Raw genomic sequence first — 16192 nt, forward strand, 5'->3', positions numbered from 1 at the left:
AGATTCCCCGCCTACGTTTCGTCACGTGCTCACCACCACGGACACCGTCCTCCTCACCGGCCCCCCGGACTCCGCCGTCCTGCGCCGCGCGGCGGCCCCGCTCACCGTCACCGTGGACGACGAGGCCCGGGCACGCCTGGACCGCGGCCGCCGCTTCTTCCACGACCTGCGGCACGGCGACGGGGAAACGCCTCGCATCTACGGCGCCACCACCGGCTTCGGCGCCCTCGTGGGGTACGCCGGCCGCTCCGACGAGGCCGACCAGTGCGACAACACCCTGGCCCACCTCGGCGCGGGCCAGGGCCCGGACCTGCCGCACGAGATCTGCCGCGCCGCCCTGCTGCTGCGCACCTGGTCCCTCGCCCAGGGCTACTCCGGCGTCTGTGCCGAGGTCGTCGACCGGCTCGCCGCGATGTTCGCCACGACGTTCTCGCCCGCCGTCCCGCGCTACGGCTCCGTCGGGGCGAGCGGCGACCTCATCCCGCTCGCCTACGCCACCCAGGCACTGCGCGGCCGGGGACACGCCTACCTCGACGGCCGCCGCAGGCCGGCCGGCGAGGCGCTCGCCGCCGCCGGACTGCGCCCGCTCACCCTCGACGGCCGCGACGCGCTCGCCCTCGTCAACGGCACCTCCGTCACCACCGCGGCCACCGCCCTGGCCCGCGACGCCGTCCGCTCGGCACACCGCTCACTGGCGGCCCTCACCTGTCTGCTGGCCGACCTCCTCGGCTGCGACCCCGGCTTCCTCGACGCGGACCTGCTGCGCGCCTACGGCCACCCCGGCGCGCGCGACGTCGGCGCACGCATGAGAGAGACGCTCACCGGCCTCACCCCCTCCGGCACCCGGCCGCTGCAGGAGCCCTACAGCATCCGGTGCGCCCCGCAGCTGCTCGGCGCCGCCGAGGACGCGCTGCGGTACGTCGACGGCGTGGTCGCCGCGGACCTCGGCGGCATCAGCGACAACCCGCTGTTCTTCCCCGAGGGCGGCGACGGCGACGCACGGGGGGCCCGGAAGGGGAAGGTGGTGCACGGCGGGAACTTCTTCGGACAGCCCGCCGCGTTCGCCGCCGACCTCCTCGCCTCCGTCACCGCCCAGCTCGGCAACCTCGCCGAACGCCAGCTCGACCTGCTGACGGACCCGGCACGCAACGGCGGACTGCCGCCGATGCTCGCCACCGCGCCGGGGCAGCAGCACGGACTCCAGGGCGTGCAGCTCGCCGGCACCGCGTTCGTGGCGGAGATCCGCCGCAACGCGACACCGGCGAGCATGCAGAGCCTGCCGACGAACCTGCACAACCAGGACGTCGTCCCGTTCGGCACCCAGGCCGCCCTGCGCTCCTACGACATGGCCGAACTCCTCGGCCTGCTGTGCGGATCGCTCGCACTCGGGCTGCGCCAGGCGGTCCACGTCGGCGCCCGGCGGCCCACCGCGCCCCGGTGCGCGGACCTCCTCGACGCCCTCATCGAGACGATCCCCCCGGTGGAGCCGGACCGTCCGCTGGACGCGGACGTCCGCGCCGCGGCCCGACTGCTCGCCACGCGTGAGCCGCCGCGAGCGGACGCGCCGTGAGCGGACGTGCCGCGACCGCACGCGCCGGCACGGGTGCGGCGGGCACGTGCTCCGGCAGCCGGATGGTGAGCCGGGCGCCGCGCCCCGGACGGCCCGCGGCGGCGACCGTGCCGCCGTGCCGCGTGACGACCTCACGCAGCAGCGCAAGACCCAGCCCGTACCGGCCGCCGTCGCCGCTGCCCCGGTGGAACCGCTGGAACAACTGGTCGACGGCGGCCGGGTCGAAGCCGGGCCCGGTGTCCGTGACGGCCAACTGCACCATGCCGGCCGAGTGCGACAGGACCACCTCGATCCGGCCCCCGGCCGGGGTGTGGCTGATCGCGTTGGACAGCACCTCGCCGACGGCGCGGCGCAGCGCGGACTCGATGCCGTCGACGACGAGGGGCCGCGGCGGTCCGTCCACGACGACGGTGAGGCGGCGGGCCCGTATCCGGTCCGCCTCCTCGGCCACCACCGACCGGGCCAGCGCGACCAGATCGACCGGCCGGCGCTCCGAGGGCCGCGCCGGGTCCGCCGCGAGGCTCGCCGACAGCAGCAGATCGTCCAGCACCTCGCCCAGCCGGCCGGCCGACGCGGCCAGTCGGGCCAGCCCGTCGCGGTGCGGGTCCGGCATCTCCTGGGCGGCCGCCTGCCGGGCCAGTACCTGCGCCCGCGTGTACACCTGGGTGATCGGCGTGCGCAACTCGTGACTGGCGTCCGTCACGAACCGCTCCTGCCGGGTCAGCGCCTCCACCAGCGGGGCCACGGCCCGCCGCCCCAGCACCACCCCGGTGACGGCCGCGGCGAGCAGCCCCACCAGTTCGGCGACGGCCAGCGCGAACCACAGGTGGTCGCGGTCGGCCAGCTGGAAACGGGTGTCGAACACCGCCTGCACCACGGTGCCGTCCGTGCGGATCTGTGTCCGCACCACGTAGACCGTGCCGTCGCGCCGCACCGTGCGCTCCACGGCCCGGTGCGTGGCGTCCACCCGGTCCACGTCGGCGCGCAACGGGAAGCCGCGCGGGGCGTTGGCCAGGGGCGTCACCCCGGACGCGTACAGCCAGGTGCACACCGGGGGACTGGTCAGATCGCCGTACTCGGCGCTGTAGCGCACCTCGCGCCACACCTGGCCGTCCTGCGCGTGCACCATCACCGTGTGCGCGACGACGCCGACGACCGTGACCAGCAGCGTGATGATCGCCCCGGTGATCACGGCGATCCGCAGCCGCGCCCGGCGCACCGCCGCCCACTCGCCGGACGACGTCCTCACAGCGCCCCCAGGCGGTAACCGAGCCCGCGGACCGTGCACACGACCTGCCGCCCCAGCTTGCGCCGCAGGTAGTACACATAGGTGTCGACGATGGACGAGGCCGGCGCCTCCTGGAACACCAGCCGGCGCAGCTGTGCCCGCGAGTACACGGCGTCGGGGCGCGAGGCGAGCACCCACAGCAGGGCGAACTCCCGCGCGGCCAGGGCGATCTGCTCGCCGCTGGCCAGCTCGACCTCACGGCGGCCGACGAACAGGCAGCCCGAGCCGATCCGGAGCACGTCGGCGGCGTCGAGCCCTCTTCGGCACAGCGCCCGCAGCCGGGCGCTCAGTTCGTCGAGGTCGAACGGTTTGACCAGATAGTCGTCGGCGCCGGCGTCCAGCCCGTCGACCCGGTCGTGCACGGTACCCATCGCGGTCAGCAGCAGTACCGGCGTACGGACGGCGCGGGACCGTAATCGGCCCAGCAGATCCAGGCCGTCGAGCGCCGGGAGGCGCCGGTCGACGACGAGCACGTCGTACTGCCGGGACAGGCCGAGGTGCAGGCCCCGCTGACCGTCGGTCGCGACATCGACCGCGTACCCCTCGTCACGCAGTATCCCCGAGAGCATGTCGACCAGCTCCCGGTCGTCCTCGACGAGTAGTAGTCGTTGAGGATCTCGCGTGTTCACTTGTGTCACAGTGCCACTCCCCTCGCCCCTGCCCGCAACTCGTGTCAACGCCCTTGCGGAGGAAGGGGTTCCCGAAAGAGGGGACGGCCGGCGGGGGAGTCGCCCTACCGCGGCGGCCGCATCCTGGTGAGCAGCGCCGGCAGGGTGCGCTGCTCCTCCGCGTCGAGGCCGGTGAAGAGGCCGGAGGCGTGCAGCCGTGCCCTGAGCGCCTCCCACAGTTCGTGCCCGCGGTCGTCAGGACCAGGGTGCGTTCGCGGCCGTCGGAGGGGTGGGGCCGGCGGGCGATGAGCCCCACGCTCTGGAGCTTGTCGGCGGCGAGGCTGACGGTCGGGGGATCGCAGCGGAACCGGGCCGCCACCTCTCGCATCGTCGGCGGTCCCCGGCGCGAGCGCCCACAGCGTGCCGGTGACGGAGGCCGGCACCCCGTACTCCCCGAGGACCTGGGGCCACGACGGCGCCCGCGGAGTGTCCCACGTCGACGAGGGCTGGGACCGGGCCTTCGAGGAGGTCCACGTCGCCGAGCAGGACGGGAACGGCCGTGATCGTCCGCCGTCTGCTCGCCCGCGAGATGCCCGCCCTCCCGCGCATCGGCTGGAACGTCGTCGACGTCCGTGACGTCGCCGCACTGCACCTGTTCGCCATGACGAGCCCCGCCGCGGGGCAGCGCTACCTCGCTTCGGGCACCTACCACAGGAAGTCGCGGTCGACCCCCAGCTGGCGATGGTGCGTTCCGAACTCGGCCGCGAGCGGCTCGTCGACAGCGGCAAGGCACGCGCGCTCGGCCGGCAGCCCCGCCCCACCGAACAGACCATCGTCGACACCGCCACCGCGCTCGCCGGCACGTCACGCCTTGGCGGGGGCGCGGGGCAGGCGTAGCTCGAAGCACGCCCCCAGCGTCCGGGGCGTGAGGGTGAGGGTGCCGCCGTGACGGTGGGCGAGGTCGCGGGCGATGGCGAGGCCCAGACCGGTGCCGCCCTGGTCGCGGGAGCGGGCGTCGTCGAGCCGGACGAACCGTTCGAAGATCCGCTCGGCGTCCTCCGGGGGCACACCGGGACCGTCGTCGTGCACGGTCAGCACGACCCGGTCGTCCTGGTTCCGGAGGGTGACCTGAATGCGGTGGGCGGCATGACGGGCGGCGTTGTCCAGGAGGTTGCGCAACAGCCGTTCATACGCGTCCGGGTCTCCCCGGACGTACGCGGGGGCGTCGCTGTCGCACGCCAGGGTCAACGGCCTGCCGTCGAGCGGGTACTGCTCGGTCAGCCGGGAGGCGAGGGCCGTCAGGTCGACGGTCTCGGGGGCGGCCACGGGGGCGCGGGTGTCCAGGCGGGCGAGGAGCAGCAGATCCTCGGCGAGGGCCTGGAGACGGCGGGTCTGCCGGGCGGCGGTGGTGGCCGCGGCGGGCCAGTCGGTGCGTTCCGGGTAGGCGAGCGCGACCTCCAGACTGGCCAGCAGCGTGGTCAGGGGACTGCGCAGTTCGTGGGCGGCGTCCGCCACGAAGCGGCGCTGCCGGGCGGCGGCGTCGTCCAGGCGCTGGAGGGTGGTGTTGAGAGTGGTGGCCAGGGCGGTGATCTCGTGTCCCGTGGCGGGAACGGTGACGCGTTCGCGGGGATCGTTGGGGGTGACCGAGGCGGTGAGGCGGCGGATGGCCTCGACCGGCCGCAGCACGAGGAGGACGGCGACGTAGACGATGGCGGCGGTCAGCACGAGCGTGAGGAGCCCGGCCCGCAGCAGCAGGGGGTTGGTGACCTCGGTGAGGGTGTCGGCGGTGCGGGGGAGTACCACCACGTACACCCGGATGTGGGCGCCGGTGGTGAGACCCAGCGCGGCGGCCTTAGCGCGGCCGAGCCGGCCGGCGCCGACATCGGTGAACATCACCAGGTAGGTGTGGCCGGCCATGCCGAGCCGGTCTCCGGTGCTGTCGCGGCGCACCGGTATGCGCAGGGGACGGGTCGCCAGGACGCCGGAGTGCAACGCGTCGGTGGGGGAGGGCAGCACATGGCGGGAGCCGGGACGGAACTCCTCCATGCCCCCGCCGTAGGAGAGGGCGGCGCGCCGGCCCGTGGCGACGACCTCGTACGGCGCGTCGGCCCCCTTGCTCAGCGGAACGACGCCCTGGTCGAGCTGGTCGGCGAGAGACCTCAGCTGCGTCTCGGCCTTCTCCTCGGCGATCCGCATGCCCTCCTGGTGGACGTCGCGGTGCACCCACCAGCCGACGCAGGCCAGGGCGACCGCGGTGACCGAGGCGGCGGCCAGCGCCGCGCGAGCACGTACCGAACGCGGCCGCAGGCGGCGGCGCGGTCGTGTGGGGTTCGCGGTGCCGTTCGCGGTGGGGTGCGTCGTCTCGTTCGCGGGGCTCCGCCAATGGCGCCGCCGCTCAGTCGCGTTCACGGTCGTCCACCAGCCGGTAGCCGGTGCCCCGCACCGTCTGCAGGGACTGCCGCTGGAACGCGGCGTCCACCTTCTTGCGCAGCGCGCTGACGCGCGCCTCCACCAGATTGGGGTCCTCGGCCTCGTCGGGCCACGCGTGATACAGCAGATCCGCCTTGGAGACCGCCTGGCCCGCCCGGCGGGCCAGCAGCTCCAGCACGGCGAACTCCCGGGGCGTGAGGTCTATCCGGGTCCCGGCCCGGCGGCAGACCCGCCCGGCGACGTCCAGCGAGAGATCGCCCACGGCGAGGACGGGCGGGGCGAGGGTGCCGGCCCGCCTGACCAGCGCCCGCAGCCGGGCGACGAGCACCAGATAGGAGAAGGGCTTGGCCAGGTAGTCGTCGGCCCCCGTGTCCAACGCCTCGGCCTGGTCCCAGTCCCCGTCCTTGGCGGTCAGCACCAGGATGGGCGTCGTGTTGCCCTCCCGGCGCAACTGGGCGCACACCTTGTAGCCGTTGAGCCCGGGCAGCATCAAGTCCAGGACGACCACGGCGTATTCACCGGCGCGGGCCATCCACAGCCCCTGCCGGCCGTCATGGGCGAGGTCGACGCTGTAGCCCTCGGCGGTCAGACCGGTGTGCAGGGTGTGGGCGAGGTCCACTTCGTCCTCGACGACCAGGATGCGCATGGGGTGCAGCCTCGCACAGCGCCGGGCCGCCTTCCTGATCGGCCGGTCAGGTTGGATCAGCGTCCGGTCACCATGGCCCGGGCAGGCTGGCGGGGTTTCTCCGCCGCCACCGGAAGGGCCCTGCCACCGATGTCCCTCGATCAACGTGCCCCCGCCGCCGGAGTCGTCGCCGATGCGCTCCCGGCTCCGGCGTCCGCCCGCCGGCAGGCACCGGGCCGGGCCGCGGCCGTCGTCGCCCTCGCGCCCGCACTGCTGACCCTGGCCGTGGGGCTCTGGGGCATCCGCAGACGGAACACCATGTGGGGGGACGAGGCCGTCACCCAACAGCTCGCGCAGCGCGACTGGTCGCAGATATGGCGCACCGTCCAGCACGTCGATCTGGTCCATGCCCTCTACTACGCCGTGATGCACGAGATCTTCGCCCTCTTCGGCACGGGGCTGCCGGCCCTGCGACTGCCCTCGGTGCTGGCGACGGCCGTGGCGGCGGCCGGAGTCGGGATGCTGGGGCTGCGGCTGGCGGGCGCCCGGACCGGACTGTTGGCCGGGCTGGTGTTCCCGCTCCTCCCACAGGTGCAGAAGTACGCGCAGGAGGGCCGCTCCTACGCCATGGTCTGCGCCCTGGTCACCTGGGCCACCTACGCGCTCGTCGCCGGCGTCACGCACCGTGCCCGGTGGCGGTGGGCGGTCTACGGCTGTGTCATGCTCCTGGCCTGTCTCCTCCATGAGTTCGCGGTCCTCGCCCTGGTCGCCCACGGCGTCACACTGGCCGTCTCCCGTGTGCCGCGACCGGTGCTGCGGGCGTGGGCGGCGACGGCCGCCGGGGTGGTGGCCGGGCTGTTGCCCCTGGCCCTGTGCAGCACGGGGCAGTCGGGGCAGGTGTCGTGGATCGAGTCGCCGGTGCGGCTGCCCGGATTCCTGGCCATGGCGGCCGCGGGCATGGTCTGCGCCCTGGCGCCCGTGCGCGGGAGGGGGCCGGTACGGCTTCGCGCGCTGGCCGTGCCGATGACCGTGCTCCCGTGCTGTCTGCTGCTGACCGCCTCCCTGGTCAAGCCCCTCTTCGTCGACCGGTACGTGCTCTACAGCAACCTGGGCATCGCCCTGCTGCTGGGCGCCTGCGTGGACTGGGTGCACCGGCTGTGGCGCTCCTCGCGCGGTGCGTGGATACCGGTGGTCGCCGTGCTGGCCGCGGGTGCCGTGCTGGCCGCGCTCGTCCCGGCGAGTCTGTCGCTGCGGACGCCGCGCAGCCGGACCAACGACGTCACCGCCCTCGCCACCGCCGTCCGCGAGGCGGGCCGTCCCGGCGACGGACTGCTCTACCTCTCCGGCAAGCACCGCCTCTGGACCGCCGCCTACCCCGAGGACACCCGCTCCCTGACCGACCTCGCCCTGGCCCGGGACCCCGTCTCCTCCGACACGCTCACCGGCGTCGAGCGCCCCGCCCGGGACATCGCGGCACGCATGCTGCGCTTCCACCGGATCGTCGTCGTCCGCGACCCGGCGGGCGCGCCCGTCCCGTCCGGCCCGCGGCAGGAAGCGAAGACGGACACCCTGCGCTGTCACTTCCGGGCGCGGGCGACGACCGGCGTCAGCGGGGCACGCGTCACCGTCTACGTCCGGCACACGCCTTCCCGGCACTGCGGTTGAGCGGGCACGACACGGTTGGGCCAACAATGCAGTTGAGGGGGGCGGACCTCATCGGTGAGGATCTTCGGCATGTTCTCGCGCAGAAGTCGCCGTCCGAAGAATCCGGAACTCCTCAAGGCGTGGTCGGCCCTCGACGAGGGTGACATCCCAGGTGCCCTGCGTCAGTTGCGACAGGGCGCCGACGACCTGCCGCTCGACGAGCTGGCCCTCGTGGTCGCCCGGGCCGCCGGGAGCGCCGGCTTCGACGACTTGCGCACCGCCGCCGACGCCCTGAACGCCCGCCCCGAACGGACCCGCGCGCGCTACGACTTCGGGTACGCCTGCGTCGAGCGCGGCGTGCCCTACCTGGCGATACCCGCTCTGCGCGCGGCGCTGCGGCAGGCGCCGGACTCCGCGGGGATCCTGCGGGAACTGGTGTCGGCGTACGAGCGCGAGGGCCGGCACCGCGAGGCCGTCGAGGTGCTCACCGCGCACGAGAGCGGGCTCGCCGACTGGCCGGACCGCTATCTGCTGGTCTTCAACGCCGTCATGGCCGGGGACCTCGCCCTGGCCCGCCGTCACGACGCGCGGCTGCCGGATCCGCAGGACGCGGTGTGGCTGCCCGCGCGGGCCCGCCAGCGCGCGCTGCTGGAGCGGGCGGCCAAGGCCGGGGAGGTGAGCCCGCTGGACGCCGGTGATCTGCGGGGATGGCAGTACGTCATCGGCGGCACCGTGCTCACCACCCTGTCCCCGTACGGGTTCGACGCGGGGATGACCGGGCGGTTCGCCTGGCTCCAGGACAGCCACGACCAGTGCCTGCGCGGACTGACGCGGCTGAAGGCGGTCCTCGACGCCGCCGGGGCGCACCCCACGTCGGTGTCCCTGCTGCCCGACCGCGGCAGCCGCATCCTCGGCCTCGCGGCGGCCCGGCTGCTGGACCTGCCGGCAAAGCCCTTCGCGCCCGACCGCGAGGACACGATCGTCGTCGCCTACGACCTGAACGAGGTGGCCGGTGCGGACCAGGGCCCGGAGATCCTCGGCCGGCTCCTCGAACGGACGCCGGGCCAGATCCTGCACGAGCACGCGAGCAACTGGACCGACCCGCCGGTGGTCACCGCCGACAGCGTCACCGTGCTGCACCAGTCGGTGACGGCGCCCTGGGAGGCGCGTATGCGCGTCGGAGAGAACGGCGAGGTGGAGCGCGGTGCGCCCGACGGCAGGCCGGAGGAGGAGATCGCCGCGGACGTCCTGGCCGCCGACGCCGCGCCCGACGAGGGGGACGGCGCGACGCCCGCCGACCCGCTCGAAGGGCTGACCGGCTTCGTCTCCGCGGTCCGCGACACCTGGCTGCGGGGCGACAGGGCGGGCCTGTCGTCGGCGGGTCCGGTGCCGAGTTCGCGCTTTCTGTGACGTCCTTACCGGCGGTGGCACGCGCGGGGTGGTCCGGGCAGGGAGCCGAGAAGCTCAGCCTGGGCCGTGCCATGCGGTCCGCCACGGACCGCGTGGACAACAACCCCGTGGGGTGGCTGCTGGAAGCCCAGCAGCCACTGGTCGGACAGCCGCTGGTCGTACGCGCCGGGCGCGCGCTCAGTCGGTCGCGGACCGGCCCAGGAGTGCCGTGCCGCACCAGTTCTGCCGGCCGAGGTGGTCGAGCATGGCCGCCTCCGCCGGGCCCGGACCGCGCCGCCCGCCGACAAGGACGGGCTCGGTCGGGGACGGCCGGAGCGGGCAGGCCAGGTCCTCCAGGCGCAGGGCACCGCCGCCGGCGAGAAGCGGGTGCCCCTTCGGCAGGACGGCGACGCAGGCCTCCTCGCCCAGCGTGTGGACGTCGAAGGCGCACCCGGCGGGGAGACGGTGCACGAGGAACATGTCGAGGGTTCCCTGACGGAGCAGCCGTTCCAGCTCCGCGGGGTCGGGCTCCTCGTAGAGGGTCACCTGCAACTGGGGGTGACGGGCGCGCCGTTGCCCCAGCACGTGGGGCAACTGGTGTGCTCCCAGGCCCATGTGGACGGCCATGAAGAGCTCGCCCGCCAGCTCCCCGTCGGCGGCGCGGACGGCCGTGACGGCACGCCGGGACGCGGTCGTCGCGATCTTCGCCTCTTCGAGGAACGCCCGCCCTGCCATGGTCACCGTCACCCCGCTCGGGGTGCGGGTGCCTCTATGCGAGGCCGCTCCTACCGTGGTGCACGTCCAGCACGTCCAGCACGTCCAGCACGGCCAGCACGGCCACGCGGGCCGGAAAGCCGCCGACCGATCTCGGCGTGCGCGTCAGAGACCTCTTCCAGGCTGGGCCGCGGAGTGGGGCCAGTACGGCATTCGCGTCAACGCGGTGGCCCCCGGCAACGTGAGCAGCGACAACGTGGTCGACTTCATCGGCGCCGACCGGTTCACGACCTGGTCCGGGGGCAATCCGCTCAAGCGCAACGCTACACCCGAGGAACTCGCCGAGGTCATCACGTTCGTGCCGAGCGAGCGCGCCGGCTTCGTCACCGGCAAGGTCTTCGTGGCCGACGGCGGCCGCCTCGCCGTCTGAACGACACGGCACCCACCAAAACCTCCGGCCGCCTGTCCCCGCGAGCGGCCGGAGGTCCTGGTGAACGCCCGGCGGCGGCTACGGAGAACGAAAAGCGGGCAGGCTTCATCGATCAGGAACGAGCACCAACGATCGCGGGCCGTACCGGTAGGAGGCAGTACCCGATGAGCACCACCCCGTGCGAGGCCGGGCGAGACGAGGCCGGCGAGATCCGCGGCTTCTGGACCGGGCTGGGTCTGCCCGGGCTGATCGACGTCCACACCCACTTCATGCCCGAGCGGGTCCTGCACAAGGTCTGGGACTACTTCGACACCAGCGGCCCTCTGATCGGCGGTCTGGCCTGGCCCATCACCTACCGGCGGGAGGAGGCCGAACGTGCCGCGCTGCTGCGCGACTTCGGCGTGCGGGCCTTCACGTCCATGCTCTATCCGCACAAGCCCGGCATGGCCCGGTGGCTGAACGACTGGGCGGCCGACTTCGCCCGCCGTACCCCCGACTGCCTGCACACCGCCACCCTCCACCCCGAACCCGACACCGCCGCCTACGTCCACGAGGCCATCGAAGCCGGCGCCCGGATCTTCAAGGCCCACGTCCAGGTGGGCGGTTACGACCCGGCCGACGAACGCCTCCAACCGGCATGGGGGCTGCTGGCCGAGACCGGGACTCCCGTGGTCATGCACTGCGGTTCCGGACCCGCGCCCGGCAAGCACACCGGCCCCGAACCCGTCGCCCGCGTCCTCGCCCGCCACCCCCGACTGCGCCTGATCGTCGCCCACATGGGCATGCCCGAGTACGAGGACTTCCTCGACCTCGCCGAACGCCACGACCAGGTCCGCCTCGACACGACGATGGCGTTCACCGACTTCACCGAGGGCTTCATGCCCTTCCCCCACAAGGCCCTGCCCCGCCTCGCCGCCCTCGGCGACCGCATCCTGCTCGGCACCGACTTCCCCAACATCCCCTACCCCTACCTCCACCAACTCCAGTCTTTGGAACGGCTGGGTCTCGGCGACGACTGGCTAAGAGCCGTGTGCCACGACAACGCGGCCGACCTGTTCCACCTCTGACAGCGGCCGCCGCGCGGCCGTCATGGCTCGGTCGGTGGGGCGCCACCGCGGGATGCGAGGTGTCCGGTCGTCCGCTCCGACGCGGCACCGATGCCCTGCGACCGCGCGACTCGCGGTTACCGGGCCGCGACCGATCGCGGCAGCACGGTCGTCGTCCGGCCGAGGCCGATGAGCGCGAGCAGTTGCGCGAGGCCTTCGACGCCGTGCTCGCCGATGTCGCGCTCCACCCGTTCGTGGACGTCCGCCGGGGCGACCGCGAGGTCGGCGAGCCGTACCCGGCCGGCTCCGGCAAGCGGATGGCCGGCGGGCAGCGCCGCCACGTACGGTTCCACCGCCGGCCGCACAGGCGCACGTCGACCGGCCCGGTCTCGGGCTCGGCGGCCACCGCGGCGACGAGGGGTTCGAGCAGGCCCCTCCAGGGCGGGTCGCGCATGGGTCAGCAGTACCGCGCCGGGTTCGGTCAGCTCCACCACGCGTGTGGACCACTCCAGGAGGCGTACGCCGAGCTCGCGCTCAAGGGTGCGGATCGCCCGGCATCAGGATTGCTGCCTTTTCGTTCCCAATGGCTGCCGGACCGGTCGTTCCCCCGCGTCTCGCCCTGACCGCACGCTGGTGTCGCCGCGGGACGAACGGCCCACGGCGGAACGGAGAGAGACGTGCGAGCCCTCAGCATCGAGCGCTTCGGCGACACCCCGCAACTCAGCGAGCTGCCCGGGCCCGAACCCGGCCCCGGCCGGATACAGGTCGCCATCGAGGCGGCGGCAATCAACCCGCTGGCCCGCGCTGCCGACCGCCGGCATGACCGCGCTCGGCGCGATCGAGCACACACAGGTGCCCGAGGGCGGCACGCTCCTCGTCATCGGCGCCACGGGAGGCGTCGGCACGTTCGCCGTGCAGGCCGCGGCAGCCCGCGGAATCCGAACCCTCGCCACGGCGTCCGCCCAGCACGCCGACCAGGTACGCGCCTCGGCGCCACCGGAATCGTCGACCGCGCGGCGCGGCCCCTCGACCGGGCTCTGCGCCGGCTCGCCCCCGAGGGCCTCGACGCGGTCCTCGACCTCGTCGGCGACCGCTCACTCACCAGCGGCCTGGCCGGCATGGTGAAGGACGGCGGTGTACTGCTGTCGACCGCCTTCGGTCTCGACGACCAACTCATGGCCGACGCACGCATCCAGGCCGCGCACTACTCGCTCGACCGCAAGCCCGGGCGACTCGGCGAACTCATGGAACTCGTCACCGCAGGCAGCATCCGGCCTGTCATCGGCACGACGCTTCCCCTCTCGGAAGTACCACGAGCCCTCACCGGCGACCTCCCGGCCGCGCGGCTGCGCGGCAGGACCGTGCTGCAGGTCCGCTGAGCCAGGAACGGGATCAGGACCCGGACGCGTTGGTGAGTTCGGGAATGGTGCGGGCCTTGATGATGCCTTCGACGCCGTGGAGGAAGGTGTCGGAGATGAGCTTCGGGTCGAAGAGGCAGCCGGCGGACATGGCGCCGTCGCGCAGCATGACGAAATGACGGCCGGCGGCGTCGGCCGTCGCCTCGCTGGTCTGGGCCAGCAGTTCGGTGACGGTGTTGAGGAACCACTGCCGGTGGGCGAGGACGGCCTGGTGGATCGGGTGCGTGGGATCGGAGTATTCGGCGGCCGCGTTGAGGAAGGCGCAGCCGCGGAACCCGGTGGACTGGATTCCTTCGGTGATCGTCTTGGCCACGGCCCGCACCTGGTCGGTCGGGGACGCGCTGCTCGCCCGAGCGGCCTCGACCTGCTCCCGTATGGCCCGGTCGGCCTGGTCGAGGTAGGCCAGGACGAGGTCTTCCTTGCTCGCGAAGTGCCGGTAGAGGGTGGCTCGAGTCACCTTCGCCTCGGCGACGATCCGGTCGATGCCGACGGAGTGGATGCCCTCGGCGTAGAAGATCCGGGTCGCCGTGTCGAGCAACCGCGCCCTCGCCACGGATACGGTGCCGCCGCCTTCAGTACTCCGACTCATGCCCGCCACCTTACCAAACGGTAGAACGTTCAGTCTTGAGCGGTCACGCCGACGCTGCCGGCCACCGGCCCAGCCGGTGCAGGGCTCCGCTGGTCGCCAGGGACGCCACGTCGTCCACGTACCGGTCCAGGTCGTCCGGCCATACGGACGCCGGTTGCAGCAGGAGCAGGGAGACGGCGCCGTGCAGGCAGGCGCAGACGGCGCGGGTCAGCGCCGTCACCTCGCTGTCCGGCACACCGTCGTCCGCCGTCCTGCGCACCGCGTGCCGCAGGCTGCGGAAGCAGGCGTCCGCCACCCGGGCCGTGGCCTCCGTCGCAGGTCCGGAGGCGACGAGCCGGTAGCGGAGCGGATGGTCGAGGCCGAACCTGACGTAGGCGACGCAGCGGTTCTTGAGATCGCCGGCGGGGTCCGTCGCGGTCGAGCCGGCATCCGTCATATAGGTGTCGAGCCGGTCCCAGACGCGGAGGCAGACGGTGCTCAGCAGGGCCGAGCGGTCGGCGAAGTGGAGATACACGGCGGGGTTGCTGACGCCCACCCGCTGCGCCACGGCGCGGATGGTGACGGCACTCTCCCCCGACGTGTCGAGCAGGGTCTCCGCGGCGTCGAGAATCTCCTCGTACAGCCTGCCTCCCTCGCCGCGCCGGGCCCGTGGACGGCGCCGTGGGCGAGGGGGGCCGGAGTCACCGGATCCGGTCATCAGGGCCTCTTGAGCGCGACGAGCTGGGTGACGCGTGTGCACAGACGGCCCTGGTCGTCGTGGATGTCCACGTCGACCGTCACGGTCGATCTGCCGACGTGCAGGGGGCGTGCCGTCGCGAACGCCCCGGCGCCGAGCACCGGGCGGAGGAAGTGCGTGCCGGACTCCATGGTCGCCGGGACCGGCACGGCGCCCTCCCCGCCGTTGAGCGCCGCGCAGACGCGGCGGCCACATCGGCCAGCCCCATCAGCGCCCCGCCGTGCATCGCCCCGCCGCCGGTCGACAGCGCGACGGCGTGACCGAGACGCGCCTCCACCAACTCGGCTTCCAGTCTTCCGAATGCGACTCCCAGGGTCTTGGCGTACGGAGCCAGCGCGTAGATGTCGGCCGCGGTGATGGGCATGGGGAAGCCTCCTGACTTGACGGCGTTAAGTCAACAGCATCAAGTCCTCCCGGACACCCCTTCGGCACCGCCGGGCCGCGCGGCGCCGGCCGGGGACGGTGCGTCCGCCCCGTGCACCGTGTACGGTCCCGTGGACCAGCGCCACCGGCATCGGCGCGGGCGAGACGTCCGCCGCCAGGAAGTTCCAGGTCGGCCGCGCCCGCGTCGTGTGCGCGGTCGTCGTGTGCGCGGTCGAGGAGCTCTCCGAAGACCTCGTTGAGCCGGCGCTTGAGCACGGTGATGGGTGACACGGGAGGACCTGCTGCCGCCGATCTGCGGGCTCAGTCCCGCACGCACTCCTCGATCAGGGCCGCGACGCGGCTCGTCGCCGGGGAGACGCGGTCCGTGCGGCGGGCCAGGAGGAGGCCGACCGTCTCGGCGTCCGTCAGCGGCACATAGGTCACGCCCTCCAGGCTGAGGCTCCGCACCGACCGCGGGACGACCGCCACACCGTGCCCCGCCGCGACGAACACGACCAGGGTCGCCGTCTCGCTGACCTCCACCAGGCGGGCACCCTGCTGGCCGAGGGCAAGGAGACGCGCGAGATCGACGGACGCACCCACGTCCTGGAGTACCCGATCACGGCCGACGCGGCGCTCATCGGCGCCCAGCGTGCCGACCGCATGGGCAACCTCGTCTACCGCAGGACCGCGCGCAACTTCGGCCCGGTCATGGCGACCGCGGTGGCCACGGTGATCGCGCGGGTCCGCGAGATCGTCGAGACCGGCGCGCTCGACCCCGAGACCGTCGTCACCCCGAGCATCTACGTCGACCGAGTGGTACCGGAGGGGGAGCGGGCATGAATCCGACCACGCGTCCCACGCGCGGTGACGCCCCGCTGGGCACGCATGACATCGCGGCCCTGGTGGCCCGGGACATCCCCGCCGGGGCGTACGTGAATCTGGGCATGGGCCGGCCCACCCTCGTCGCCGACCACCTGCGACCCGGCTCGGGCGTCGTGCTGCACACCGAGAACGGCATGCTCAACATGGGCCCGGCCGCCACGGGCGACGACATCGACCCGGACCTGACCGACGCCGGGAAGGTGCCCGTCACCGAGCTGCCCGGGGCGGCGTACTTCCACCACGCGGACTCCTTCGCCATGATGCGCGGCGGACACCTGGACATCCGCGTCCTGGGCGCCTACCAGGTCTCCGCCGGGGGAGACCTGGCCAACTGGCACACCGGGGCACCCTGGCGGTCTTCGCGGAAAGAGGGGAGAACGTTCGGTCTTGACAGGTGGGAGTCGAACCATGAAGCTGTGTCAAGACAGAACGTTCAGTATCGATTCCCCCTCCGTCA

General features: G+C 73.3%; 19 protein-coding genes and 2 pseudogenes. 10 read left to right on the forward strand and 11 right to left on the reverse strand.

The genetic code is table 11. The features are described from left to right. Window positions 1-25 precede the first annotated feature (25 nt). On the forward strand, window positions 26-1570 hold the full coding sequence (locus OIE12_RS33055; protein ID WP_329141633.1) for an aromatic amino acid ammonia-lyase: 1545 nt from the start codon (window positions 26-28) through the stop codon (window positions 1568-1570). Here the strand turns inward: OIE12_RS33055 and OIE12_RS33060 are convergent. Genes OIE12_RS33060 through OIE12_RS33550 form a run of 3 tightly spaced genes read right to left on the reverse strand, consistent with a single transcriptional unit; the run spans window position 1461 to window position 3854 of the window. Then, window positions 1461-2819, reverse strand: coding sequence for a sensor histidine kinase (locus OIE12_RS33060; RefSeq protein ID WP_329141634.1), 1359 nt, complete (start codon window positions 2817-2819; stop codon window positions 1461-1463). The two genes, OIE12_RS33055 and OIE12_RS33060, sit on opposite strands and share 110 nt — an antisense overlap. Next, window positions 2816-3487, reverse strand: a complete 672-nt coding sequence (locus OIE12_RS33065) for a response regulator transcription factor (protein WP_329141635.1) — start codon at window positions 3485-3487, stop codon at window positions 2816-2818. Before OIE12_RS33065 ends, OIE12_RS33060 begins: the two co-directional genes overlap by 4 nt. Beyond that, entirely contained in the window at window positions 3405-3854 is a 450-nt protein-coding gene (locus tag OIE12_RS33550) for a MarR family winged helix-turn-helix transcriptional regulator (RefSeq protein ID WP_443054004.1), read from the reverse strand. The genes OIE12_RS33065 and OIE12_RS33550 overlap by 83 nt, the downstream gene beginning before the upstream one ends. A gap of 353 nt (window positions 3855-4207) precedes the next feature. Here OIE12_RS33550 and OIE12_RS33070 point away from each other — a divergent pair, with 353 nt between their 5' ends. Beyond that, the gene (locus OIE12_RS33070) at window positions 4208-4363 is read left to right on the forward strand and encodes a hypothetical protein (RefSeq protein WP_329141636.1); all 156 of its coding nucleotides are present in this window, start codon (window positions 4208-4210) and stop codon (window positions 4361-4363) included. On the opposite strand, the gene OIE12_RS33075 is transcribed toward OIE12_RS33070, so the two are convergent. Together OIE12_RS33075 and OIE12_RS33080 are read right to left on the reverse strand one after the other, a co-directional pair. Continuing rightward, window positions 4331-5773: a sensor histidine kinase gene (locus OIE12_RS33075; RefSeq protein ID WP_329142376.1), complete on the reverse strand. Its 1443-nt coding sequence runs from the start codon at window positions 5771-5773 to the stop codon at window positions 4331-4333. The genes OIE12_RS33070 and OIE12_RS33075 overlap by 33 nt on opposite strands. Window positions 5774-5861: 88 nt before the next feature. Then, window positions 5862-6542 carry a response regulator transcription factor gene (locus OIE12_RS33080; RefSeq protein WP_329141637.1) on the reverse strand — a complete coding sequence of 227 codons (681 nt, stop codon included), beginning with the start codon at window positions 6540-6542 and terminating at the stop codon, window positions 5862-5864. A 129-nt stretch (window positions 6543-6671) separates the two neighbouring features. On the opposite strand from OIE12_RS33080, the gene OIE12_RS33085 reads away from it, so the two are divergent. Together OIE12_RS33085 and OIE12_RS33090 are read left to right on the forward strand one after the other, a co-directional pair. After that, window positions 6672-8186 carry a glycosyltransferase family 39 protein gene (locus tag OIE12_RS33085; protein ID WP_329141638.1) on the forward strand — a complete coding sequence of 505 codons (1515 nt, stop codon included), beginning with the start codon at window positions 6672-6674 and terminating at the stop codon, window positions 8184-8186. Window positions 8187-8255: 69 nt separating this feature from the next. Then, window positions 8256-9575 carry a tetratricopeptide repeat protein gene (locus tag OIE12_RS33090; RefSeq protein WP_329141639.1) on the forward strand — a complete coding sequence of 440 codons (1320 nt, stop codon included), beginning with the start codon at window positions 8256-8258 and terminating at the stop codon, window positions 9573-9575. A 177-nt stretch (window positions 9576-9752) separates the two neighbouring features. On the opposite strand, the gene OIE12_RS33095 is transcribed toward OIE12_RS33090, so the two are convergent. Next, window positions 9753-10289 carry a LysR family transcriptional regulator substrate-binding protein gene (locus OIE12_RS33095; RefSeq protein WP_329141640.1) on the reverse strand — a complete coding sequence of 179 codons (537 nt, stop codon included), beginning with the start codon at window positions 10287-10289 and terminating at the stop codon, window positions 9753-9755. Here OIE12_RS33095 and OIE12_RS33100 point away from each other — a divergent pair. Further along, window positions 10288-10698, forward strand: coding sequence for an SDR family oxidoreductase (locus tag OIE12_RS33100; protein WP_329141641.1), 411 nt, complete (start codon window positions 10288-10290; stop codon window positions 10696-10698). The two genes, OIE12_RS33095 and OIE12_RS33100, sit on opposite strands and share 2 nt — an antisense overlap. A 164-nt stretch (window positions 10699-10862) precedes the next feature. Next, complete coding sequence (locus tag OIE12_RS33105; RefSeq protein WP_329141642.1) at window positions 10863-11765, forward strand: amidohydrolase family protein; 903 nt, start codon at window positions 10863-10865, stop codon at window positions 11763-11765. Window positions 11766-11881: 116 nt separating this feature from the next. Here OIE12_RS33105 and OIE12_RS33110 read toward each other — a convergent pair whose 3' ends face one another. Beyond that, on the reverse strand, window positions 11882-12085 hold the full coding sequence (locus OIE12_RS33110) for a hypothetical protein (protein ID WP_329141643.1): 204 nt from the start codon (window positions 12083-12085) through the stop codon (window positions 11882-11884). A 478-nt stretch (window positions 12086-12563) separates the two neighbouring features. Between OIE12_RS33110 and OIE12_RS33115 the strand changes: the two genes are divergently transcribed. Together OIE12_RS33115 and OIE12_RS33120 are read left to right on the forward strand one after the other, a co-directional pair. Next, window positions 12564-12869 carry a hypothetical protein gene (locus OIE12_RS33115; RefSeq protein ID WP_329142391.1) on the forward strand — a complete coding sequence of 102 codons (306 nt, stop codon included), beginning with the start codon at window positions 12564-12566 and terminating at the stop codon, window positions 12867-12869. Continuing rightward, on the forward strand, window positions 12782-13123 hold the full coding sequence (locus tag OIE12_RS33120) for a zinc-binding dehydrogenase (RefSeq protein WP_329142378.1): 342 nt from the start codon (window positions 12782-12784) through the stop codon (window positions 13121-13123). Before OIE12_RS33115 ends, OIE12_RS33120 begins: the two co-directional genes overlap by 88 nt. 13 nt (window positions 13124-13136) lie before the next feature. Here OIE12_RS33120 and OIE12_RS33125 read toward each other — a convergent pair whose 3' ends face one another. The 4 genes from OIE12_RS33125 to OIE12_RS33140 all read right to left on the reverse strand — a co-directional run bounded on the left by OIE12_RS33125 (window position 13137) and on the right by OIE12_RS33140 (window position 15453). Next, a complete protein-coding gene (locus tag OIE12_RS33125; protein WP_329141644.1) occupies window positions 13137-13751 on the reverse strand; it encodes a TetR/AcrR family transcriptional regulator in 615 nt (204 codons plus the stop codon). Between the two features lie 43 nt (window positions 13752-13794). Then, window positions 13795-14448 carry a TetR/AcrR family transcriptional regulator gene (locus OIE12_RS33130; RefSeq protein ID WP_329141645.1) on the reverse strand — a complete coding sequence of 218 codons (654 nt, stop codon included), beginning with the start codon at window positions 14446-14448 and terminating at the stop codon, window positions 13795-13797. Then, complete coding sequence (locus tag OIE12_RS33135) at window positions 14448-14636, reverse strand: PaaI family thioesterase (RefSeq protein ID WP_329141646.1); 189 nt, start codon at window positions 14634-14636, stop codon at window positions 14448-14450. The genes OIE12_RS33130 and OIE12_RS33135 overlap by 1 nt, the downstream gene beginning before the upstream one ends. A gap of 535 nt (window positions 14637-15171) precedes the next feature. Further along, window positions 15172-15453, reverse strand: coding sequence for a LysR substrate-binding domain-containing protein (locus OIE12_RS33140; protein ID WP_329141647.1), 282 nt, complete (start codon window positions 15451-15453; stop codon window positions 15172-15174). On the opposite strand from OIE12_RS33140, the pseudogene OIE12_RS33145 reads away from it, so the two are divergent. Together OIE12_RS33145 and OIE12_RS33150 are read left to right on the forward strand one after the other, a co-directional pair. After that, window positions 15400-15693, forward strand: a pseudogene (locus tag OIE12_RS33145) (CoA transferase subunit A); the annotation flags it as partial. The gene OIE12_RS33140 and the pseudogene OIE12_RS33145 sit on opposite strands and share 54 nt — an antisense overlap. Next, window positions 15690-16085 (forward strand): annotated as a pseudogene (locus OIE12_RS33150) (CoA-transferase); the annotation flags it as partial. The pseudogenes OIE12_RS33145 and OIE12_RS33150, both read left to right, overlap by 4 nt. Window positions 16086-16192: the final 107 nt, after the last annotated feature.

Source organism: Streptomyces sp. NBC_00670, assembly GCF_036226765.1.
Classification (GTDB): domain Bacteria; phylum Actinomycetota; class Actinomycetes; order Streptomycetales; family Streptomycetaceae; genus Streptomyces.